This window comes from Streptomyces sp. NPDC046977 (assembly GCF_040644455.1).
GTDB lineage: Bacteria > Actinomycetota > Actinomycetes > Streptomycetales > Streptomycetaceae > Actinacidiphila.
Window position 1 is genome coordinate 135,404 of record NZ_JBEYWO010000001.1, and the last position, 22,408, is coordinate 157,811.

The 22,408-nt window shown below is 72.2% G+C and carries 13 protein-coding genes; 7 read left to right on the top strand and 6 right to left on the bottom strand.

What is annotated here, in order from left to right:
- Positions 1–467 precede the first annotated feature (467 nt).
- Positions 468–1,115 carry a TetR/AcrR family transcriptional regulator gene (locus ABZ883_RS00480; protein WP_360899065.1) on the bottom strand — a complete coding sequence of 216 codons (648 nt, stop codon included), beginning with the start codon at positions 1,113–1,115 and terminating at the stop codon, positions 468–470.
- Positions 1,116–1,180: 65 nt separating this feature from the next.
- On the opposite strand from ABZ883_RS00480, the gene ABZ883_RS00485 reads away from it, so the two are divergent.
- Positions 1,181–2,836, top strand: a complete 1,656-nt coding sequence (locus ABZ883_RS00485; RefSeq protein WP_360899068.1) for an FAD-binding oxidoreductase — start codon at positions 1,181–1,183, stop codon at positions 2,834–2,836.
- Positions 2,837–3,196: 360 nt separating this feature from the next.
- Here the strand turns inward: ABZ883_RS00485 and ABZ883_RS00490 are convergent, their stop codons facing one another.
- Complete coding sequence (locus tag ABZ883_RS00490; protein WP_360899071.1) at positions 3,197–6,052, bottom strand: ADP-ribosylglycohydrolase family protein; 2,856 nt, start codon at positions 6,050–6,052, stop codon at positions 3,197–3,199.
- Positions 6,053–6,454: 402 nt separating this feature from the next.
- On the opposite strand from ABZ883_RS00490, the gene ABZ883_RS00495 reads away from it, so the two are divergent.
- The 4 genes from ABZ883_RS00495 (at position 6,455) to ABZ883_RS00510 (ending at position 13,750) form a co-directional block, all read left to right on the top strand.
- A complete protein-coding gene (locus ABZ883_RS00495; RefSeq protein ID WP_360899074.1) occupies positions 6,455–10,333 on the top strand; it encodes a metallophosphoesterase in 3,879 nt (1,292 codons plus the stop codon).
- 100 nt (positions 10,334–10,433) lie between these two features.
- Positions 10,434–11,582: a HupE/UreJ family protein gene (locus tag ABZ883_RS00500; RefSeq protein ID WP_360899077.1), complete on the top strand. Its 1,149-nt coding sequence runs from the start codon at positions 10,434–10,436 to the stop codon at positions 11,580–11,582.
- A gap of 84 nt (positions 11,583–11,666) precedes the next feature.
- Positions 11,667–13,160 carry an MFS transporter gene (locus tag ABZ883_RS00505; RefSeq protein WP_360899080.1) on the top strand — a complete coding sequence of 498 codons (1,494 nt, stop codon included), beginning with the start codon at positions 11,667–11,669 and terminating at the stop codon, positions 13,158–13,160.
- Positions 13,157–13,750, top strand: coding sequence for a TetR family transcriptional regulator (locus tag ABZ883_RS00510; protein ID WP_360899083.1), 594 nt, complete (start codon positions 13,157–13,159; stop codon positions 13,748–13,750). The genes ABZ883_RS00505 and ABZ883_RS00510 overlap by 4 nt, the downstream gene beginning before the upstream one ends.
- 65 nt (positions 13,751–13,815) lie before the next feature.
- Here the strand turns inward: ABZ883_RS00510 and ABZ883_RS00515 are convergent, their stop codons facing one another.
- The 4 genes from ABZ883_RS00515 to ABZ883_RS00530 all read right to left on the bottom strand — a co-directional run bounded on the left by ABZ883_RS00515 (position 13,816) and on the right by ABZ883_RS00530 (position 19,328).
- On the bottom strand, positions 13,816–16,125 hold the full coding sequence (locus tag ABZ883_RS00515) for an esterase-like activity of phytase family protein (protein ID WP_360899086.1): 2,310 nt from the start codon (positions 16,123–16,125) through the stop codon (positions 13,816–13,818).
- A 228-nt stretch (positions 16,126–16,353) separates the two neighbouring features.
- Complete coding sequence (locus ABZ883_RS00520; protein ID WP_360899089.1) at positions 16,354–18,201, bottom strand: ABC transporter ATP-binding protein; 1,848 nt, start codon at positions 18,199–18,201, stop codon at positions 16,354–16,356.
- A 165-nt stretch (positions 18,202–18,366) separates the two neighbouring features.
- Positions 18,367–18,795 carry a DUF2809 domain-containing protein gene (locus ABZ883_RS00525; RefSeq protein WP_360899092.1) on the bottom strand — a complete coding sequence of 143 codons (429 nt, stop codon included), beginning with the start codon at positions 18,793–18,795 and terminating at the stop codon, positions 18,367–18,369.
- Positions 18,792–19,328: a GNAT family protein gene (locus tag ABZ883_RS00530; protein WP_360899095.1), complete on the bottom strand. Its 537-nt coding sequence runs from the start codon at positions 19,326–19,328 to the stop codon at positions 18,792–18,794. The genes ABZ883_RS00525 and ABZ883_RS00530 overlap by 4 nt, the downstream gene beginning before the upstream one ends.
- A 203-nt stretch (positions 19,329–19,531) precedes the next feature.
- Between ABZ883_RS00530 and rox the strand changes: the two genes are divergently transcribed.
- Entirely contained in the window at positions 19,532–20,959 is a 1,428-nt protein-coding gene (gene rox, locus ABZ883_RS00535; protein ID WP_360900178.1) for a rifampin monooxygenase, read from the top strand.
- A gap of 171 nt (positions 20,960–21,130) precedes the next feature.
- Complete coding sequence (locus ABZ883_RS00540; protein ID WP_360899098.1) at positions 21,131–22,378, top strand: phosphodiester glycosidase family protein; 1,248 nt, start codon at positions 21,131–21,133, stop codon at positions 22,376–22,378.
- Positions 22,379–22,408: the final 30 nt, after the last annotated feature.

Here is a 22,408-nt window from a genome sequence, read left to right on the forward strand (position 1 = left end):
GTGCGGGCGTCCGCGGTCCGGGCACCCGAGGCGGAATCTACCTATTCAGGGTGTTTGCCGCTCAGGGGATACCCGTCCCGGGACGGCGGTCCGCGGTCAGGCCCGGCCCGCGATCCCCCTCCGCGCCGGGGGCTTCGTTCTGCGAGGGACGCCCATGCCGCGCTGCGCCGTCCTGGTGACGTGTGACCGCGCAAAGACTCGTGCCGAGCGCCGAGCGCCGAGCGCCGAGCGCCGAGCGCCGAGCGCCGAGCGCCGTCGGCGTGGGCGGGTACTCCGGTGCGCGGTCGCCGTGCACGTGCCGCATCCGGGTGGGTGCCCCGACCCGATGTGACGGCGGCGGGAAGCTTGCGCCGCGCGTGGCGCCGGGTCCGTCCGGACGGACCCGCTCGGGCTGATTCCGGTGGACATCAGCGGCGCGGTTCCGCGGCCCGTTTTTCAGCTCGGCCGGGCGGGCGATTTTCGGTTCTTCAAGGTCGGCCCGCCGTGGCCGGTGCGGCAGTCTGAGGATACAGCACCGCGAAGATCCGTTCGAAGCGTGCCGTCATGTCGTCGGCGCTCTGCTCGGGGTGGTGGCGCCACCAGGCGACCGCGGCGCTCACGGTTCCGTACCACAGGTGCGTGGCGAGGTCGGTGTCGAGCGCCTCGCCCGCCTCCGAGGAGCCGAGGAACTCGGCTACGCCGACCGCTCCGAGGCGGTTCAGCTCCTGTCGGTAGACGGCAGCCGCCGCATGGAGGGGCCCGTCGGCCGGCAGCGTCGTGTCATAGACGAGAGCCCAGTCGTCGACACGGGGCTCCAGCCTCCGGAAGATGGCCTCGAGAGTGCGCGCGGCACGCGTGATGTCGGACGGACCCTCCTGCGCCGCAGCGACGGCTTCAACGAGGCGGGATCCGGCGTACTCCAGGCACGTCAGGTAGAGGCCGTCCTTGGAACCGAAGTACTCGTAGATCATGGGCTTGCTGATTCCGGCACGCGCTGCCACCGCGGCGGTCGACCCGCCTGTGTAGCCCTTGGCGCCGAACTCGTGTGCCGCCGCGTCCAGGATCAGCCTCTCCCGGTCGGCGCGGGGCATCCCCTTTGTCCCGGCCGTGCGGACGGCTTTCTCCTGCTTGTCCATGGTCCCATCCTATGCGAAAGTGACCGACGGGTAATTTACCCGGCGTTCAGATCGGGGGTGCGGCATTGGGCAGCAAGACGCGGTCGTGGTGGGGATGGGGAAACGTCGAGGACGCGGTGACGGGCGCGGAGCGTGCGGAGATCACCCGGCGCACCGCGGAGATGCTGCCGGGCGCCGACCTGACGGTGCACGAGGCCCCGCCGATCGAATCGTTCGAAGTGCGGGCGAGCCGCGTCCAGGCGCCGCCGGCTCTGGCGTCGATCGCGTCCGCCGATGTACGCGACCGGCTCGCACATAGCCACGGGCAGGCGTTCCGCGATGTCGTGAGAGCGCTGCTGGGGCGCCTGGCCCATGTGCCCGACCTCGTGGTGCGCCCGACATCCGAGGCACAGGTCGTCGATCTCCTGGACTGGTGCAGTGGCGCCAACATCGCGGCCATTCCGTTCGGCGGTGGTTCCTCGGTGGTGGGAGGCGTCGAACCGAGGGTGGGTGACGCCTACGCCGGGGTGGTCAGTTTGGACATGGGCGCGATGGACCAGGTCCTGGAGATCGACCGCACCAGCCGGGCCGCGCTCGTCCAGGCCGGGGTCCTCGGCCCGCACCTGGAGGACCAGTTGCGGCCCCACGGCTACAGCTTGAGGTTCTTCCCCCAGTCGTTCGAGTTCTCCACCCTCGGCGGCTGGCTGGCCACCCGCGCCGGCGGCCACTTCGCAACGAACCTCACCCACATCGACGACCTCACCGAATCGATGCGGGTCATCGCTCCCAGCGGGGTCATCGAGTCCCGCCGTCTCCCGGGCTCGGGAGCCGGACCGTCCCCCGACCGGATGTTCCTCGGCTCGGAGGGAGCGCTCGGCGTCATCACCCAAGCCTGGGTCCGCCTCCAGGACCGGCCGCGGTGGCGTGCGGGAGCCTCGGTGGGCTTCGCCGACCACGACGCGGGCGTGCGCGCGGTGCGCGCCCTGTCGCAGTCCGGCCTGAACCCCGCCAACTGCCGCCTCCTGGACCCCATGGAGGCGTTCATCAACGCCGCCGCCCCGACAGCCGTCCTGGTACTCGGCTTCGAATCCGCCGACCACCCCGTCAACGGCTCGATGGAACGCGCGCTGGACCTGTGCAGGGACCACGGCGGCACCCTGGCCGAGGAACCGCGCTACGCCGACACCGCGGAGCAGGACGCACGGACCGGGGCCGCCGACACCTGGCGCAACTCCTTCTTGCGCATGCCCTACCAACGGGACGCTCTCGCCGCTCAGGGCATGATCGTGGAGACGTTCGAGACGGCCTGCACATGGGACCGGTTCGACACCCTGCACGCCGCCGTCGACGCCGCTGCCCAGGACGCCATGCGCCACGTCGGCGCAGAAGGCGTCGTGACCTGCCGCTTCACCCACGTGTACCCCGATGGTCCGGCCCCGTACTTCGGTGTCTACGCCGCAGGGAAGTGGGGCAGGACGGTCGAGCAGTGGGACGAGATCAAGCAGGCGGTCTCCGAGGCGCTGATCAGCTGCGGGGCGACCATCACCCATCATCACGCGGTGGGGCGCGACCACCGCCCGTGGTACGACCGCCAGCGCCCCGACCTGTTCGCCGCCGCCCTGCAGGCCGGCAAGACGGTCCTCGACCCGGCCGGAATCCTCAACCCCGGCGTTGTCATCGATCCATCGGGTTCCAGCCGCGATGCACACGGCCCACGTGCCGACAACGCGCCCGGCAGATGATCGTCGCGCCGCCGTCGGTTCTGGCGGACACCACCCGGCAGGCGTCTCCGTAGTTTCCGTCTTGGGGGTTGAAGCGCCGGCGTAGGCGGCAGCGGATGAAGGCCCTTGCACACGTCCTCGCGGCTACTGCAGCTGACCAGCAAGCGCGAGACCGGTGCGTGTGTTTACGCCGTCACCAGCCTCGACGCCCACCAGGTACGTTGAACATTGCTGAACTCGGCCGGGTGACGTCGGGGCCGTGCGCGCGCATCCACGTCATGCAGACCTGCCGCCCGCGACGGCCGGGCGGTGCGCCGGGCCAGGCGGTGGCCGGACATCTCGTCAGCGTCTCCGACAGCACCCCGCGGGCCCGGTGCCCGTTCACCAGCCGGGGTAGCGGCTCAACCAGTGCTCGTCCCAGCCCCCGGTGTACTCGCCGCCGCTGGGTGCGTCGGTGAGCTGGGCGAGGAGGTCGCGGGCCAATGTGTCCAGGACCCAGGCCAGTTCGTGGCGGCTGACCAGGTCGACGGGCAGGGCCTCCACACCGTGCGCCGCGCCGAGCAGCGCGCCGGCTACGCAGGCGACGGAGTCGCCGTCCGGGGCCCCGGCGGCGAAGCGCAACGCTTCACCCACCTGCTCGCGCCGGGGGAAGGAGGCGGCGACGTAGACACCGCCGAGCAGGGCCGAGGGGGCGGTGGCGTCGGGTGCGAGCTGCGCGAGGCGCTTGGCGTCGCCCCGGTGGGCGACGGCCTCCCGAAGTGCCGCCTCGAGCGTGTCGAGTTCCTTGCCCGCCGGGCCGTGCTCGTCCCCGCGGAGCGCCTGGAGGCCATCACTCAAGGCCTCTCGCACCTGCCCGCCCGTCAGGCAGTGCCCGGCCAGTACCACCGCGTGGGCCGCCGCGGAGTGCGCGGCCGGGTCGCCGTGGGTGAGGGCGGCGATCTCGCGGGCCCACTGGGCCGCCCGTTCGGAGCCTTCCGCCGCGTCGAGCACCGCGAGGGGGAGGGTACGGGTCAGCGCGTGGCAGCCGCGGCTGTTCGTCGTCGGCCGCTTCACGCCGCCCTGCTCGATCTTGGCGAGGGCGGCCACGGTCGCCGGTGCCGAGCCGCGTCGTTCCGCCAGGACGGGAACGTGGGCGAGCCAGCCGTCAGGCCAACCCCCTTCGCCCGACCCCCGTCGCTCGGCCTCCAGACCTTGCAGCGCGGCCCACCTGCCGTAGGCGTGCCAGACCACCGACGGCGGGTGACAGATGCCCTTGTGGTCGCCGCGGACCAGTGCGCGGATCGTGCCCTCGACGGTGAAGCACGCCAGTTGGGTGCTGACGCCCGCCCGCAACGGGCCATCGGCCGGCAGCTTGCTCCCTGCACGGCCCACCGTGTCGCCCACCGCGAGACCGAGCAGCAGTCCGCGTACCCGGGACACCGACTCCTTCGACGTGAGCAACCCCCGCCGCCGCTCCCGCTCCGCGTCACGGCCCGGGTGCGGCTCCACGGACCTCAGATCGGCAGTGACACCGTCCGACCGGTCCGGCCCGCGCTCCTCCAGGACCCGCTGCCGGCGGGCCTCCTGATCATCCAGGACGGCCTGCGACTGCTCGGGGGTGACATCCTCGGGGTGGACGATCCACTCGATGCCCAACGTCCGTGTCCTCCCGGTGGCGGCGGACCCGGTCGGCCGGGGGCCGTCGCCGCCTTCGGTCCTGCCACTCGTCCCTGTCGGGCCGGCGGTCCCGGTGGTCAGTTCGTGGACCGCGGCCTGGAGTTCGGGGTGGGCGTGGAGGTGCCAGCCGCCGGTGAGTGCCGTGCGCAGGTCCCGCAGTGCGGTATCCGCGTCGGTTCCGTGAGCCAGGTGGCTGTAGACGGCGGCGACGGCCGGGGTGCGGCTCTGCCCGGCGAAGCAGTGGAGCAGGACCCGCTTGCCCTCCTGGCGCAGGCGCAGGACCTCGCGGGCGGCCTGGTCCACGGCGTAGTGGAGGTTGGCGTTCGATCCCTGGCTGTCCACCAGCCACACACGGACCTGCTCGATGTCGGTGCCCGTTCCGGGCAGCAGCGGGGCCGTGCCCACGCGGCACAGCGAGACCACGGCGTCGACGGCCACCGGCTCGGTGCCCTGGGCCAGGGCCAGGTTGCCCAGGATCACTCCGGGGTCGTGGGGGTGGGGTATGGCGAAGCTGCTGTGGTCGCCGGGCGGCAGGTGCGGCGACGAGGGCCAGCCGAGCTTGTCGTCCGCCCCGCCGCGCGCGGTGAGCACTGCCAGCCGCACCAGATCGGGCGCGGTCAGGCCCGGCCACCCGTTGACGGCCTGCTGCCACTCCAGCGGGACGCCGGAGCAGCCCCAGCGCGCGCCGAGCAGGGCGCCCGCGATCGCCGCGACGGTGTCGGTGTCCGTGCCTGCCCGTACCGCCGCCTCCAGCGCCCGTTGCAGGTGCTGGGCGGGGAAGCTGCCCTCGGCGGGCCTCAGTTCGGGCACCGTAGTGCGGGTGACGGCCGACCAGGCGGCCTGGAGGGCGTGGACGACCCATCCGTTGTTGGTGAAGTGGTGCGGCGGGTTGGCCTCGGCCTCGTCCAGGCGCTCGGCCCACGTCGCCCGGCGGTCGGCGGGGAGCAGGGCCAGGCCCTCGCGTACGCCGTCGAACGTGCCGTGCAGCACCGCCGTGCGGATGCCGGAGCACCACAGCACGCAGGCGTCGGCGCAGTCGGAGTCGGGATGGGTGAGCGCGCTGACGGCGACGGCGGCCTCGGCCATCGCGGCGGGGTCGCCGAGGTGGGCGAGGGCGACGATCCCGGTCCGCATCAACGAGCCGTTCCCCGCGCTGCGGAGGTTGCCGGCGGTGTACTCCCGGGCGGCGTCGCGCATCGCGGTGCCCGGGGTCCCGGGGGCGCGGGCGGCGGTGCTCAGGATCAGGCTGGTCTGGTTGCCGACGTCGCTGGCGCCCTCGCTCAGCCAGCCCTGGAAGTTGGCGGCGATCGCGTCCAGGGCCTCGGGGGTCCGCAGGTCCGCGCCGGTCGCCGCCACCTGGGCGATGCACACCTGCATCTGGGTGTCGTCGGAGTATTCGCCGGGCTCGTACGGTCCCAGGCCGCCGCCGATCATCTGCGGCTGCTGGTCCTCGCTCAGCGTCGGCTTGAACTCGTAGGGCACGCCCAGCGCGTCGCCGACAGCCGCGCCGAGCAGCACCCCTGCGGCCCGGTCCAAGACCCGCGCGCCCAGGTGGGAGTCGCTTGAGGGGGCGTGCGCCATGGGTGTCCTCCAGGTCGTCGGGTGGTACACGCAGGACGGGCCGCGGTCCTGATGTCGCGTCAGCCTCGCACGCCGAGGACTTATCGTCAATGGGACCTTATGGGGTGTCGATCGGTGCCTCAAGGAGCCTGCGAACGACCTGCTTTGGACCGCCGCCCCCCGCCCGCCCCGAGTCGACCATTCCGCTGCTTGTTTACTTTTGCTTTAACCCCGTTCATCTGTGCCGCCCAGGATCCGCCATGGGCATGTCGTGGGTCTTTCCCGACGTGCCCTTTACCTTGCATCGATCGGGAGGGGCAGTTCGTGAAGCGGCCAACACAGTGGCGCAGAGCGCCACATGGCGGATCCGGGGGATCAGGTGGCCGGCGGCTGCTCGGGGCGGCGCTCGCCTCGCTGCTGCTTGTGAGCGGGAACCTGACGGCGGCCTACGCCGCCGACTCCGCGCCGGAGCGCAGCGCGTCGGCCGACGCCCCGAGCCGGCCGACCCTCACACCCGGCGACGGCACGTACCTGGAGGGCACCCGGAAGCTCGTGGCCACGCCCACGGCCGCCGGTGACTCCATCCGCAGGATCACCGTCGACGGCAAGGGCATCGACGCCGAGCCGACGATCGGCGTGTCCCGGCTGAGCTTCGACGTCGGGTCGAACTCCACCGAGGCCCGCTACCACAACCACATCCTGGTCAACGGCGACTACCGCGCCGACATCGGCGACTTCGTCAACCAGCGCGGCACCATCGAGATCCCCAACGACCGCCTGCACAAGGGCGAGAACACCGTCGAGTTCTTCGCCGGCACGGTCGACAGCTCGTGCGGCACCAACTTCGACGACTTCGTGCTCTCCGACATCGGCCTCGACCTGCTCGGCGAGGTCGCGGACGGCGAGGAGAACGAGTACACGTACTCCTTCGGCGACGGCAGCTGCGGCAGCAACACCACGCTGCTGACGAAGGCGAAGCTGAGCTTCTTCGTCCTGGGCGACCCGCAGGCCACCACCGGCCTGTCCGCCGACGTCGACACCACCGGGCTGTCCAACGGCGAGCACGTCATCGGCGCGCGGACGGTCTCGGGCGAGTCCGTCAAGAACACCGTGACGGTCAACAACGCCCCGGCGGGCGCCCCCAAGCTGCTGCCCACGGACGGCACGCTGGTCAAGGGCCTCCAGCCGGTCTTCGCGAACTTCCCCGCGGGCGCGGCCGGCGACACCGCGGCGCTGACCGTGGACGGCAAGGTGCCCGCCACCGCCGCGCACCTCGGCAATGGCGCGGCGACGTTCTCCTTCGACGTCGGGTCGAACTCGATCGACGACAGGTACGACAACTTCCTGCTCGTCAACGGCAAGCGCATCGACCTCGGCGGCACCTGGGTGAGCCAGCGGGTCGACATCGCGGTCCCGGCGCGCTTCCTGGTCCCCGGCGACAACACGATCACCGTGGTCACCAGCGCGTACAAGGAGACCTGCGGCAACAACCGCGACGACTTCGACATCTCCGGGCTCGCACTGACCCTCGACGGCGGCACCGTCACCGGCCACGGCATCGCCGACTCCTACGCCATGGGCGACGGCAGTTGCGGCAACAGCGCCACCCGCCTGCGCGAGGCGGACCTGCACTGGACGATCGACGCCCCGGCCGTGCACGCCGAGCCGACCCTCGGCTCCGGCAACGCGACGCTCGGCTTCACCGTGGGCACCAACTCGATCGAGGCCCGCTACCAGAACCACCTGCTGGTGAACGGTCAAAAGCACGTGCTCGACGGCGACTTCGTCAGCCAGCGCGTGAACCTGGCGCTCCCCAACGAGTGGCTGGTCCCCGGCTGGAACACGATCGACTTCGTCACCGGCACGTTTCCGACGTCCTGCGGCGACAACCGCGACGACTTCGCCGTCTCCGACATCACCCTCACCCCGGCGAGCGGCACGGCCACCGGCCGCATGCTCAAGGGCTCGTACAGCCTGGGCGACGGCAACTGCGGCGACAACGTCAACCCGCTGACCGAGATCGACCTCGAGTTCTTCGTCGACGGCCCCGCCCAGGGCCTGCGCGCCGACCTCGACACCGCCAAGATCGCCGACGGCACGCACACCCTGGCCGCGACGTCGAAGACCGGCAGGACCGCCACCCGCGTCCTGGTCACCGACAACTCCGCGCCCGAGATCGCCTCCAGCGTCCCGGCGGCAGGGCAGCGAATCACTTCCTCGGTCGTCCTCGACGTCCGGCTGAAGGACCTCTCCGCCGTCGTGACCGGGCCGGTCGCCACCCTCGACGGCAAGCCGGTCCAGCTTGGTGCGGCGGTGGGCCCCGGCCTGTCCGCCGGTGAGCACACGCTGGCGGTGTCCGCCACCGACGGCGTCGGCAACAGCGCGAGCCGCGAGGTGCGGTTCACCTCCGCGGGCATCCCCGACGTCCCGACCGGCCTCTCCCCGGCGTCCGGTACGACCGACGCGGGCGGCAGCGTCCAACTGTCGGCGAAGGTCGCCGAGCCCGACGGCGGCGAGGTGACGGCGACGTTCTCCGAGACCGAGATCGTCACGCCCGACCACGTCTACCAGGGCACCGCCCCCGCCGTCCCCACCACGCTCAAGGTCGACGGCGAGCAGAAGCTGAAGGCCACCGGCATCGAGCCCGCCGACGGCGCGACGATCGACGCGCCGGCCGGTGACGCCGTCACCTACCAGCGGTTCGACGTCCGGGCCAAGGACCTCGTCGACGCGCCCGTGCTGCGCTGGGAGGGGACCATCGACCCCGAGCGGCTCGCGGCGCTGCGCGTGTGGAACTCCGCGACGGAGAAGTGGGACGTCCTGACCAGCGCCCGCGGCGCCGTCAAGGGCGACACCGTGCTGACCGCCGTTGTCGACCGGAAGTATGTCGACGGCACCAAGGTGCACGTCATGGTGACCGGTGAGGACCCGTTCGCCGACGACATCGACGCCGGCGACCCGAACACCTTCGCCGACCCCGACTCCTACGACTTCTCGATCGTCCACTACACCGACACGCAGTACCTCTCCGAGGGCGCGGTCGAGCAGGAGACGGCCGAGGAGCGCGCGGTCTGGGAGAAGGCGTACGGCGACGTCTCGCGCTGGATCGCCGACAACAAGGACAAGCGCAAGATCGCCTACGTCGCGCACACCGGCGACCTCATCGAGAACAACATCCGCAAGCCCGCCGACGAGGCAACGCAGCGCCAGGTCACCGGCGAGCTGGAGGTGTCCTCGAAGCAGCAGAAGATCCTGGACGACGCCGGCGTGCCCAACGGCGTCATCGCGGGCAACCACGACAACCAGTCGGGCACCGAGAACGGCCCGGGCGCCATCTACAACAAGTACTACGGCCCCGACCGCTACCAGGCGCTGTCCAAGGGCTGGGAGCACGCCGAGTACGGCGGCCCCTGGCGCGCGGGCGACAACCAGAACCACTACGACCTGTTCTCCGCCGGCGGCCTCGACTTCGTCGTGGTCGGCCTGTCCTACGGCGTGACGCGCGAGGAGGCCGAATGGGCCGACTCGGTCTTCAAGCGCTTCCCCGACCGCAACGGCATCCTGCTCTCGCACGACTACCTCGCGCCGAGCAGCAACGCCAACGGACGCGGCGCCCCGTTCTCCGCGCCCGACGGCTCGATGCTCTACAAGACCGTGGTCCAGGACAACCCGAACGTGTTCCTGATCCTCGCCGGTCACGAGCACGGCGTCGGCACCAACATCAAGCCCCGGGTCGGCGAGGTCGCGCACGACGTGGTCGAGCTGCTGGCGGACTACCAGTTCTACACGGTGTCCGCGGACCGGCTGGGCCTCACCGAGATCGGCGGCTACAAGCCCGACGACCAGCTCCAGTTCGGCGCGAGCTTCTTCCGGATGCTCCAGTTCGACGTCAGGCGCTCCCAGCTGACCGTCGACACCTACTCGCCGCTGCTCGACGAGTTCGGCGCGACCGAGTACGACACGGACCACCGGTACGACGGCACCGAGGACAACATGGTGCTGCCGATCGACCTCAGCAGCCGCAAGACGACCTTCAGGACCGACTCGCTGGCGCTCTACAACCCCGTGAGCGTCATCGGCGAGGCCAAGGCCGCCTCCGGCGGGGTCGCCTCGGTGACCTGGCGGGACCTGGAGCCGGACACGACCCACGCGTGGATCGTCACGGCGCGTTCCACCGGCGGCGGTGTCACCGGCTCCGAGCCGGCCGTGTTCGTGACCAAGGACGCCAAGGGCAGGGCCGGTTCGTGGGGGCCGGAGGACTCCGCGTACCCGTGGTTCGGCCCGTCCGCGTCCCGCGGGTGACGTGCTGACCGGCTGACCGCCCGCCGTCCCGGACCCCACCCGGTCCGGGGCGGCGGGCGCGCCGCTTCCACCCCCTTCGACCACGAGAACCGGGATCCCCATGCGTTCCGCCGCTCCGCGCCTGCCCGCCGCGCTCCTCACCGTCGTCGCGGCGCTCCTGACCCTGCTCGCCGCCGGCCTCGCCCGCCCCGCCCCGGCCGCCGCGCACGACGCGACCACGACCGCGTACGTCGAGGTGACGGGCACCGGCACCGCTGTCCGGGCGGAACTCGACCTCGAGTACGACCTGCTGATGAAGTCGGCCTGGCTGTACGAGGAGGCGTACGGGGCGAAGGACCGCGCCGAGCAGCTGCGCCAGCTCAAGGCCAACGCCCAAGCCGTGAACGCGTACGTCACCGGTCGCTTCGCCCTCGCCCACGCCAGCGCCGCCTGTACGCCCCGGCCGGCCGGGGACGCCCGCGTCCACACCCGCGGCAGCCGCCCGTTCGCCGTCCTCACCCTGGCCTACGACTGCCCCGGCGGCGCGGGCGGCAGCTACACGGTCTCCAGCGCCCTGTTCCCCGACGCCGAGAGCTTCGTCCACAGCACGGAGACGATCGTCCACTACGACCTCGACGGGCAGCGCGGCTCCCAGGTGCTCACCGCCGCCGAGCCGACCCTGACGACCGGGGGACACCACCAGTCCCGCCAGATCGCGGACTTCTTCCTGCTCGGCATGGAACACCTGCTGTTCGGCCTGGACCACATCCTCTTCCTGCTGTCGCTGCTCATCGGCGCCCGCGGCCTGCGCGACGTGCTGCTCGCGGCGACCGCCTTCACCGCCGCGCACAGCGTCACCTTCCTGCTGGCGGCCATGGGCGTCGTCACCGTGCCGGCGGCGGTCGTCGAACCGGTCATCGCCGCCTCGATCGCCGTCATGGCGTGCGCGGGCATTTTTCTGCGGGACCGCGAGGGCACCGGGCGCTGGCGGCTGCCGGTGGTCTTCCTCTTCGGCCTGGTGCACGGTCTCGGTTTCGCGGGGGCGCTCGGCATCGACGAGAGCTGGTCCTGGGAACTGCTGCTGTCCCTGCTCAGCTTCAACGTCGGCATCGAGGCGGTCCAACTGGGCGTCATCGCCGTGGTGTTCCCGCTGCTGGTGCTCGTGCGCAGGACCCCCGCGCACCGCTGGGTCCTGCCCGCGCTGACCGCGCCGATCGTGGTCGTCAGCCTGTACTGGTTCTGGGACCGGGTGACCGCCGTCCCGTCGTGAGCCCGGGCGCGGGATTGGTGAATGGCCATTCACTCGATAAGGTGAATGGCGATTCACCGATCCGCTGCCTCGTCTGGAGACGTCATGGTCCAGCCCGCCCCGGTTCCCGACACGACCAGGACCGGGCCCGTGCCGGGCGGCCTGCGCAAGCGGCTGACCGTGCCGGTGCTGGCCTTCGGCGGCATCCTCATGGCCGTCATGCAGACCGTGGTCGTCCCGCTGCTGCCGGACCTGCCGCGGCTCACCCACTCCTCGGCGGGCACCGTCTCCTGGATGGTCACCGCCACCCTGCTGTCCGGCGCCGTGCTCACCCCGGTGCTCGGCCGCGCCGGCGACATGTACGGCAAGCGCCGCGTGCTGACCGGGGCCCTGGCCCTGATGACGCTCGGCTCGGTGATGTGCGCCCTGTCCTCGCAGATCTGGGTCCTCATCGCGGCCCGGGCCCTGCAGGGCGCCGCGGCCGCCGTCGTCCCGCTGTCGATCAGCGTGCTGCGCGACGAACTGCCGCCCGAGCGGCGCGGTTCCGCGGTGGCGATGATGAGCTCCACGGTCGGCATCGGCGCCGCGCTCGGCCTGCCGCTGGCCGCCCTGGTCGTGCAGTACGCGGACTGGCACACCATGTTCTGGCTCACCAGCGCCCTGGGCGCGCTGGGTGTGGCCGGTGTCTGGTGGGCGGTCGCCGACGCCCCGGGGCGCATGCGCGGCCGGTTCGACGTCGTCGGGGCACTGGGGCTGGCCGCCGGGCTGATCTGCCTGCTGCTCGGGGTGTCCCAGGGCGGGCAGTGGGGGTGGGGCAGCGGCCGGATCGTCGGCCTGTTCGCCGCCGCGGTGGCCGTCCTCGTGCTGTGGTGGCTGCACCAACTGCGCACCGCGCAGCCGCTGGTCGACCTGCGCCTCGCCTCCGGTGCCCGGGTCGGGCTCTCCCATGTCGCGGCGATGCTCACCGGCTTCGCCTTCTACGCCAACTCGCTCGTCACCGCGCAACTGGTGCAGGCGCCCAAGGCCACCGGGTACGGCCTCGGCCTGACCGTCTTCGAGACCGGTCTGTGCCTGCTGCCCGCGGGCCTCACCATGCTGCTGCTGTCGCCGGTCTCGGCCCGCATATCCGCCGCCCGCGGTCCGCGGATCACGCTGGCCCTCGGCGCGGCCGTCATCGCCTTCGGCTACGTGATACGCGTCGCGGACAGCCGCGACCTGTGGGTGATCCTGGTCGGGGCCACCGTGATCTCCAGCGGCACCACGCTCGCCTACTCGGCGCTGCCCACCCTGATCCTGCGGGCCGTGCCCGCAGAGCAGAGCGCCTCCGCCAACGGCGTCAACGTCCTCATGCGCACCATCGGCCAGGCCGCCTCCAGCGCGGCGGTGGCCGCGGTGCTCGTCCACCACACCAGCCCCGTCGCGGGGGTCCCCGTGCCGACACTCGCGGGTTACCAGGTCGCGTTCGCCATGGCCGGCTTCGTCGCGGTCGTGGCGATCGCCGCCGCGCTGTCGATCCCCGGCGACCGCGCGGCGCGCGGGGCCCGCAAGAGCGCCGGGACGGCGGAGCAGGCGCCGAACACGACCCTGGAGGACGCGTGAGCGCCCACGACACCGGTGCCGACGCCGGTGCGGGCGGGCGCCGCGACGCGGAGGCGACGAGGGCCGCGATCCTGCGGGCCGTGCGCTGGTTCCTGGCCCGCCAGCCGCACGCCGACATCACCTTGAAGGCGGTCGCCGAACGGGCGGGCGTCAGCCCGCCGTTGGTCCTGAAGTACTTCGGCAGCAAGGAGGCCCTGTTCGCCCGGGTGCTGTCCTTCGAGAGCGACGCCGACGCCCTCCTGGGCGCGCCGCTGGACCGGCTGGGCCACCACATGGTGCGCCATGTGCTGGAGACCCAGCGCCACGACGGCACCGACCCCGTGCTGCGGATCGCGTTCGCACCGCTCCACGGGGACTCCGGGGACGTCCTGCGCGCCAACTTCCACGCACAGGTGATTGATCGGCTCGCCCAGCGGCTGACCGGCCCCGATGCCGGGCTGCGCGCGGAGCTCGCGCTGGCCGTGCTGCTCGGTTTCGGCGTCATGTACGGCATCGCGCGGGGTCCGGCGATGCGGGAGTCCGGCACCGACGACCTCGTCGCGCGGTACGGGCCGTTGGTGCAGGCCCAGTTGACGCCGGACGCCGGATGACGACGTGAGGCCCGGACGGCCGCCGGCGAGGTGCCGGCGGCCGTCCGCGTCCGTGCCGTGACGGGTCAGCGGCGGCCGAAGATGCCCTTGGCCGAGCCGAGGCGGAGGAAGACCGTCTCGCCGGTGGCGTCCGCCAGGCCGTCGTTGTCGGTCACGGCGTAGACCTCGCCGTCACCGCCCACGGTCAGGCCCTCCAGCTTCTCCTGGGTCCAGCCCTTGGTCGCGCGCAGGTCGGGCAGCACGTCGTGGGCGAGCCTCTTCTGCAGTACCGGCACCGTGCCCGCCGGGGCGGCGGACCCCGGCATGTCGACCGTGTAGATCCGCTTGACCGCGGCGGCCGGGCCGTTGAGCTTGTCGCGCTCGATGAGGGCGAGCTTGTCGCCCACCGCGGTGATCTCGGACAGGCCGATCCAGTCACCGGGGACGGTGGTCGTGCCGATCCGGTAGCCGTACCAGCTCCAGGTGCCGGTCTGGACGTCGTACCGGCCGATCCTGACGACCCCGGCCGGGTCGCCCTTGACCTCGCGCTGCAGCGTGGCCCAGACCACCTCGCGGCCGTGCCGGTCGGTGGTGGCGGTGACGCCCTCGAAGCCCTGCTTGGCCAGGCCCGCGGCGACGTCCGCCGGGAGCGCGACGACCTGCCGGGTCACTCCGTCGCGGTCGAGCCGCACCAGCTTGTTGCCGTCGCCGGTCGCGCCCTCGACGGCGAGCCAGAAACCGCCCTGGGGACGGGCGAAGACGCCCTCGGCGTCGTAGCCGACCGGCTTGCCGTCCGCGTCCTTGACGGTGAGCGCCCTGGTGACGACCGCGGGCGAGCACGAGGTGTCGACGGTCAGGATCCTGGTGACGGCGTAGGCGGCGTCGGTGACCGTGTACAGCTCGTGCGACCGGCCGGGCACGGCCGACAGCGCGCCCAGCGCGCCCCAGCCGATCGGCGCGCCGGTGGAGTCCGTGGCGGAGACGACGGTCGGGAACGACGGGGTGCCCTTGCCCAGCTGGAACAGGCTGACCGAGGCCCGCACGTTGACCGAGGCGTCGTCCTCCTCGCTGGAGACCGCGAGCAGGTCGCGCGACGGGATCGGCAGCAGCCCCTCGGGGCCGTTGGTCGCCGGCAGCACCTGGCGGAAGACCGGGGCGGTCGGGCGGCTCAGGTCGTAGACGGCGACGAAGTTGCTGCGCTCGGAGCCCACGAACGCGTAGCGCACCCCGTGGAAGGCGGCGACGACCACGCCCTCCGGCTCGGTGCCCTTCTTGCCCGCGCGGTCCTCGTTGTGCAGGCCGTGGCGGACGGCGATCCGCTCGAAGCTGTTGCCCGCGTCCCAGGCGACCTTGCCGGTGCGGCTGTCGAAGACCGACCAGCCACGGGTGCCGCCCTTCCAGTCGCCCTCGTTGGCGGTGGCCAGGTAGCGGTCGTCGATCCAGTTGACGGCGTCGGGCTCGCGGCGGACGTCGGTGATCGAGCCGGTCTGGTCGATCACGCCGTCCTTGACGGTGTCGATGCCGCGGACGCCGGCCGTGCCGGCGCTGAAGGCCTTGGTGATGCGGCCGGTCGGCAGGTCGATCAGGACGATGCCGTTGTTCTCCTGGAGGGTCACCGCCAGCTGGTTGCGGCCGTTGACGGTGACGTACTCCGGCTCCGGGTCCGTGGGCTCCGCGATCCCGGCGCCGGCCAGCGCGGGCAGCGCCGAGCCGTCGGCGCGGGTCAGGGGGACGGCCCGGGTGCTCCAGTGCTGCGGCGCGGAGCCCTTGAGGTCGACGATCTGCACGAATCCGGCCGGGGCCTGGGGCAGGTCGCCCTCGTCGCCGCCGGGCGGCGTCGCCTCCTCGTCGCGCTCGTTCTCGATCGCGATCGCGGCGTACCGCTTGTCCTTGGAGATGGTGATGGAGTCCGGCTGACCGCCGAGGTCGATGCTCCTGACCCGCTTGCGGTCGCGCAGGGATATGACGTCCAGGCGTCCCGAGGGGCTGGTGTAGCTCGCGCTGGTGTTGACCACGACCAGGACGTACTGGCCGACGACGGCCACGGAGGTCGGCTCGTCCTCGGCGTTGCCGAGCCCGGCCAGTGACAGCGTGCCGAGCCCGCGCGGGCTGTCCGGCCTGCTGATGTCCAGGAAGCCGATGCGCTTGGCCAGCGCGTCGGTGTAGACCAGGGTCCGGCCGTCCTCGCTGACCGCCGAGATCTCCGCGACGGTCGCCGTGGCCGGGTCCTCGCCGGCCGGGCGGTTCTGGAACACCGGGTACGTGGCGGTGCGGTGGAAGACCGGCGCCTGGTGGTGGTGCTGCTTCTGGTGCGCGTCCGCCTGACCTGCGGTCGCCAGCGTGCCGGCGGCGACTGCCATGGTCGCGAGCACGGCGTAGGTTCTCTTCGGTGGCATTCTCTCTCCGTAACGCAGCGGGCACAGAAGGCAGATGCTCACATCTGTGGGCAATCAACGGGTAAACAAACAGCAAAGAGCGACGCTGTTGTCACACCGTTGAACCGACGCACCGTCACGGAGGGGGCGGCCGTGTGACGATCCGTCGAACTCCCGCTGCTGCGGGCGCTGTTCACGCCCACGCCCGTGCGGTGGACGTGGGCGTGAACAGCGCCGGGGGACACCCCGTCAGGACGCCGTGGGGGTCGCCGCCCGCTCGTGCGGGGCGTCGTCGAGGAAGCCGCCCGACTGGTGCTGCCACAGCTTCGCGTAGGCGCCCTCCGAGGCCAGCAGGTCCAGATGGGTGCCCTGCTCGACGATGCGGCCGCGGTCCAGGACGACGAGCCGGTCCATGCCGGCGACCGTGCTCAGCCGGTGCGCCACCACGAGTGCGGTGCGCCCCTCCATGAGTCGCCACAGCGCCTCCTGGACCAGGACCTCGCTCTCGGAGTCCAGGGCACTGGTCGCCTCGTCGAGCAGCAGGATCGGCGCGTCGCGCAGGATCGCCCGGGCGAGGGCGACCCGCTGGCGCTGCCCGCCGGAGAGCTTGACCCCGCGCTCGCCCACCATGGTGTCGAAGCCCTCCGGCAGCGCGTCGGCGAACTCCGTGACGTGCGCCGCCTCGGCCGCCCGCCGGATCTCCGCCTCCGTGGCCTCCGGCCGCGCGAACGCGATGTTCTCCCGCAGCGTGCGGTGGAACATCGCCGGGTCCTGCGGCACATAGGCGATCAGGCTGCGCAGGTCGGCCTGGCGCAGGCTGCTGATGTCCTGGCCCCCGACGAGGATGCGGCCGGACTCGATGTCCTTCATCCGCAGCAGCAGCCGTGTCAGCGTGCTCTTGCCGCCGCCGGACCGGCCGACGAGGCCGATCTTCTCCCCGCTCGGCACCGCCAGGTCCAGGCCCTCGAAGAGCGGCTCCGCGCCCGCGTGGGCGAAGGTCACCTCCTCGAAGCGGACCTCGGCGGACCCGTGCGAGGGGTGCCGCAGCGGTTCCGGCGACGCCGGGTCGAGCACCGTCGCCGGGGTCATGAGCAGTTCGGTGAACTGCGCCGCCTCCGTCATCGAGCTCTCCAGGCGGCGGTAGATCTGGTTGAACTCAAACATCATGCGGGTGGCGTTGCTGTAGTACGTGAAGGCCACCACGATCGCCTCCACATTGTGCGCGCCGCTGTGCCCGCTGCTGCCGAGGGTGATCGCGAGCAGCAGGCCCAGGCCGTTGGTCAGCACGGACAGCGGCGCGACGAGCGTGTCGATGCGCAGGTTGCCGTAGTCCCACGACCGCAGGGTCAGCCGCCGCGACTCCGCCACACGCGACCGGTGCTCCGCCGCCTCGCGCTCCTCGGCGGCGAACGCCCGGACCGTGTCCATGTTGGTCAGGCTGTCCGCGACATGGCCCGAGACCCGGGCCACCGCCGCCTCGCGCTGGTTGACGAGCGCCTGGCGGCGCCGGATCAGCGGGGTCACGCACAGCGCCGTCAGCGCGATCATCGTCACGAGGCCGACCACGAGGAGCGGTTCGTAGCGCCACAGCACCACCGAGCCGAACAGCAGCGGTACGAGGGTGCCGACGATCTGGAAGGTGACCGTGTCGACGACCTCCTCGAACCGGGAGGCGAAACTCAGCACCCGCTTGGTCAGCGACCCGGCGAAGTTGTCGTGGAAGAACGCCGCGTCCTTGGCGAACAGCTCGTCCATGCCGACCACGTACAGATGCTCGATGCCGAGGGCGTCCAGGCGGTTCAGGCAGTGCAGGCCGATCCGCCACAGGGTCTCCGCGAGCAGCAGCGCGCCGGCGAAGGCGAGGACGTACGGCAGGGCCGTCGCGAAGCCGATGGCGGTCCCGTCGGCGACCCGGCCGACGAGCTTGGCGACGACCAGCGGCGCCAGGTAGTTGATGCCGACGTTGCCGAGCGCCGGCAGGAGCATCGCGGGCACCGTCAGGAGCCGGAGCCGGGACAGTTCCCTTCCGTAATAGCGGAGCGCGAGCATGACCGAGCCCCGGCCCGGTGCGCTCGCGTGTGCTTCAGACAGTCCCATCACAACCCCGTGTCCCTGGTGTCGTACGGCGGCTCACGGCATGCCGTTCCACGGGCCGTGCCGAGCCTGGTTCCGGTTCGAGCGATCGCCCCGACGGAGGAGGTGCGGGGGAGGGGAGTCTCCCGCGCCGGAATCCCCGGCGTCCAAGGATTTTTCCCGTATGGACTACTTTCGGCCCCTGGTGCGGCGACCGCCGTCGACCGCCGTGAGGACGAGCCAGCCCCCGGCGGCGCCGATCGCGTACCAGAGCAGATCGGGCGCGTTGAAGGTGGAGCCGAGCACCAGGCGGGCCACGGTGCTCCGCGCGGAGAGCTCTGCCGGCACGTCGCTGAGCTGGAGGAACTCGACCGCCCAGCTGAGGGCCAGCGCGCTGCCGGCGGCCACGCGCGGGGAGACCCGCGGCGCCACCAGGACGACGAGCGCGACCAGCAGCAGGGTGTACAGCGCGTCCCCGCCGTACTTCGCCACGTCCCCCGCCGCCACGGCCCGCAGCCCCAGGCCCGCGCCGACGGTCGCCACCGCGGCGGCGGCCGCCGCCGGACGGGCGAAGGACGCGCGCGCCTCCAACAGCCCCTCCTCGTCAGGGGTGTTCACGCCCGGGGCGTCCACTCGCTCGCGAGCAGGCCGAGGACGGCCTCGTCCGCGTACCCGCCGTACACCCAGGCGGCGCGCCGCAGCGTCCCCTCGCGCACGAAGCCCGCGCGCGTCGCGGCCGCGATCATCGCGGCGTTGTCCGCGAGGGTCTCGACCTGGAGTCGCTGCAGGCCGCGGACGGTGAATCCGTACCCGCACAGCGTGTGCAGCACATCGGTGCTGAACCCGCGGCCGCGGAACGCGGGGCGCAAGGAGATGCCGAGGTGGGCCGACCTGTTGTGCAGATCGATGCCCCAGACCAGGGCGGCGCCCGCCAGCTCCCCGGACTCCAGCTCCACCACGGAGAACAGGGCCACGCTGTCGGACGGTTCCGCCACCGCGAAGGGCGACTGCCCGGAGCCGTGCGGGACCGGCTGCCAGGGGCGGGAGACGGTGCGCGCGTGGGTGGCCACGTCGTTGTACAACTCGGAATGCAGAACCGGTACGTCGCTGTCCTGCCGGGCGCGCAGCCCGGTCTTCTCGCCATGGATCACGTAGGTATTGCTATCCGAGGGGAGGCGGTCGATCAAGCGCGCGGCAGCGCGCACAGGGCAAAGGCAAAGGCAAGGAGATCAGCCGCTCCTTGCCACTTTCACCTTATAGCGCAGCGGGGGCCTTGCGGCAAGGCCCGGGTGGTGCCGCAGAATCTCCGGCCGAGGCCCAGGACCTGCCTCATGTGGGGGATTTCGTGATCGACGTGATGGACGTGATCGTCGCGGGCGGCGGCCCGACCGGCCTGATGCTGGCCGCGGAACTGCGCCTGCACGGGGTGCGCGTGCTCGTGCTGGAGAAGGAGGCGGAGCCGCCCGCGTTCGTCCGCGCGCTCGGTCTGCATGTGCGCAGCATCGAAGTGCTCGACCAGCGCGGTCTGCTGGACCGGTTCCTCCCGCTGGGCAGACGGCATGCCGTCGGCGGCTTCTTCGCCGCCGTCACCAAACCCTCGCCCGAGGGGCTGGACACCGCCCACCCGTACGTCCTCGGCATCCCGCAGCCCGTCACCGACCGCCTGCTGGCGGAGCGTGCCGCGGAACTCGGCGCCGACATCCGCCGCGGCCGCGAACTGACCGGCCTGAGCCAGGACGACGACGGGGTGACCGCCGAACTGGCCGACGGCACCCGGCTGCGCTCGCGCTGGCTCGTCGGCTGCGACGGCGGCCGCAGCACGGTGCGCGGGCTGCTCGGCGTCGGCTTCCCCGGGGAGCCCACCAGGGTCGAGACGCTGCTGGGCGAGATGGAGGTGACCGCGACGCCGCAGGAGGTGGCCGCCGTGGTGGCCGAAGTCCGCACGCGGCAGCTGCGGTTCGGCGTCGGGCCGATCGGGGACGGGCTGTACCGCGTCGTGGTGCCCGCCGACGGACTCGCCGCCGACCGCTCGGTCCCGCCGACCCTCGACGAGGTCAGGCGGCAGCTGAGGGCGGTCGCCGGCACCGACTTCGGCGCGCACTCGCCGCGCCGGCTCTCCCGGTTCGGCGACGCCACCCGGCTCGCCGAGCGCTACCGGACCGGCCGGGTGCTGCTCGCCGGCGACGCGGCCCACATCCACCCGCCGGCCGGCGGGCAGGGCCTCAACCTCGGCCTCCAGGACGCGTTCAACCTCGGCTGGAAACTGGCCGCGGAAGTCAACGGCTGGGCACCGCCGGGGCTGCTGGACAGCTACCACACCGAACGACACCCGGTAGCCGCCGCCGTGCTGGAGAACACCCGCGCGCAGATGGAGTTGCTGTCCCCCGAACCGGGCCCGCGCGCGGTCCGCCGGCTGCTGTCGGAACTGATGGACTTCGACGAGGTGAACCGCTACCTGATCGAGAAGATCACCGCCATCGCGGTCCGCTACGACCTCGGCGAGGGCCATGAACTGCTCGGCCGCAGGCTGCGCGACGTCCCGCTGGAGCGCGGGCGCCTCTACGCACTGACGCACCGGGGCCGCGGACTGCTGCTCGACGGCACCGGGCGGCTCTCGGTCGACGGCTGGGCCGACCGCGTCGACCATGTCGCGGGCGCCAGTGCGGAACTGGACGTGCCCGCGGTGCTGCTGCGGCCGGACGGCCACGTGGCGTGGGTGGGCGAGGACCAGGAGGAACTGCTCGGCGTACTGCCCCGGTGGTTCGGCGCGGCCGCGGGCTGAGGCCGCGCGGGCCGCCCCCGAGTTGCGTCCGGTCTGAACCACTGGTCCCGGGCCCGGTCCGCCAAGATTCGCCGCGCCGTCAGCGAACTGCCACCGGCCATTCCTCCGGGCCCCTTCTCATGGCCCGGACGGACATTCATGCGCCATGCATGCAGATATGACGGGACATACATGACCAGAATGACAGGGCGGGCCCGTACGGCGGCCGCGTCCCTCGCGGCGACGATCACGATGAGCGTCATGGTCCTGGGCGCCGGGGTCACCCAGGCGGACGCGGTCGAGCGGGTGCGGCTGGCGGAGGACGTGACCGTCGCCCCGGGCATCACGTACCAGGCCTTCTCGGTGGCCGCCTCGCACGGCAAGGTCACCGGTCACGTGATCACCGCCGACCTGAGCGACAGCCGGGTCTCGGTCGGGATGCTGACCCCCGGCAAGGTCGCTGCGCGCGCGAAGCTCTCCCAACTGGTCTCGGCGCAGGGCGCGGTGGCCGGCGTCAACGCCGACTTCTTCAACATCGACGAGACGCAGCACCCCGGCGTGCAGGCCACCGGTTCCGCGGTCGGCCCGGCCATCGACAACGGTGTGGCGCTCAAGTCCGCCGTGCCGAACGGCCAGCGCTTCGGACCGGGCCTGGCGCCCGGCACGTCCACCCGTGATGTCATCGGGGTCGACTACAAGAACCGCGCCCACATCGACTCGCTGAGCGTCGACGGCTCCATCAAGGGCCACCGGGACAAGGAGCTCGGCCTCGACGGGTTCAACCAGTACGCGATCCCGGTCGGCGGGATCGGCGCCTTCACCTCCCAGTGGGGCGACGTCTCGCGCAAGCGGGCCACGTGCGGCACCGACACCGTGCGGGCCGGCGCCTGCAGCACGGACGTCTACGAGGTGACCGTGCGCAACAACCGCGTGGTGTCCGGCTCGGACACGATCGGGGCCGGCGCCGTCGACGCCGACTCGGTGGTCCTCGTCGGCCGCGAGGCCGGCGCGGCGGAGCTGCGCTCGCTCGAGATCGGTGAGCACATCCGGGTCGACGAGGACCTGGAGTCCGCCGGCGGCAACCGCCTGAAGTTCGCGGTCGGCGGCGCCCCGGTGCTGCGCGACGGCAAGCCGCTCGCGGGCCTGGACAACAAGGCCGTGGCGACCCGGACCGGTGCGGCCTTCGGCGACGACGGCCGGACGCTGTACCTGCTGGTGCTGGACGGCACCGCGGAGAGCGGCGCCGGTCTGACCATCGCCGAACTCGCGGGCGTCTTCCAGAGCGTGGGCGCCGACAACGGTGTCAACCTGGACGGCGGCGGTTCCTCCACCCTCGTGACCCGTGACGAGGTGACCGGCAAGCCGGTCGTCCGCAACCACCCGACGGGCGGCGCCGAGCGCCCGGTCCCGGAGGGCATCGGGCTCTTCTCCCGCGCCTGACCGGACGGCCCGGGCGGCGTCGCCGACGCC

Excerpts from the sequence above, each read along its gene's own strand:
- ABZ883_RS00515 (WP_360899086.1), bottom strand. The coding sequence starts at position 16,125 with ATGCCACCGAAGAGAACCTACGCCGTGCTCGCGACCATGGCAGTCGCC.
- ABZ883_RS00490 (WP_360899071.1), bottom strand. The coding sequence starts at position 6,052 with ATGGCGCACGCCCCCTCAAGCGACTCCCACCTGGGCGCGCGGGTCTTG.
- ABZ883_RS00520 (WP_360899089.1), bottom strand. The coding sequence starts at position 18,201 with ATGGGACTGTCTGAAGCACACGCGAGCGCACCGGGCCGGGGCTCGGTC.
- ABZ883_RS00500 (WP_360899077.1), top strand. The coding sequence starts at position 10,434 with ATGCGTTCCGCCGCTCCGCGCCTGCCCGCCGCGCTCCTCACCGTCGTC.
- ABZ883_RS00480 (WP_360899065.1), bottom strand. The coding sequence starts at position 1,115 with ATGGACAAGCAGGAGAAAGCCGTCCGCACGGCCGGGACAAAGGGGATG.
- ABZ883_RS00540 (WP_360899098.1), top strand. The coding sequence starts at position 21,131 with ATGACCAGAATGACAGGGCGGGCCCGTACGGCGGCCGCGTCCCTCGCG.
- ABZ883_RS00505 (WP_360899080.1), top strand. The coding sequence starts at position 11,667 with ATGGTCCAGCCCGCCCCGGTTCCCGACACGACCAGGACCGGGCCCGTG.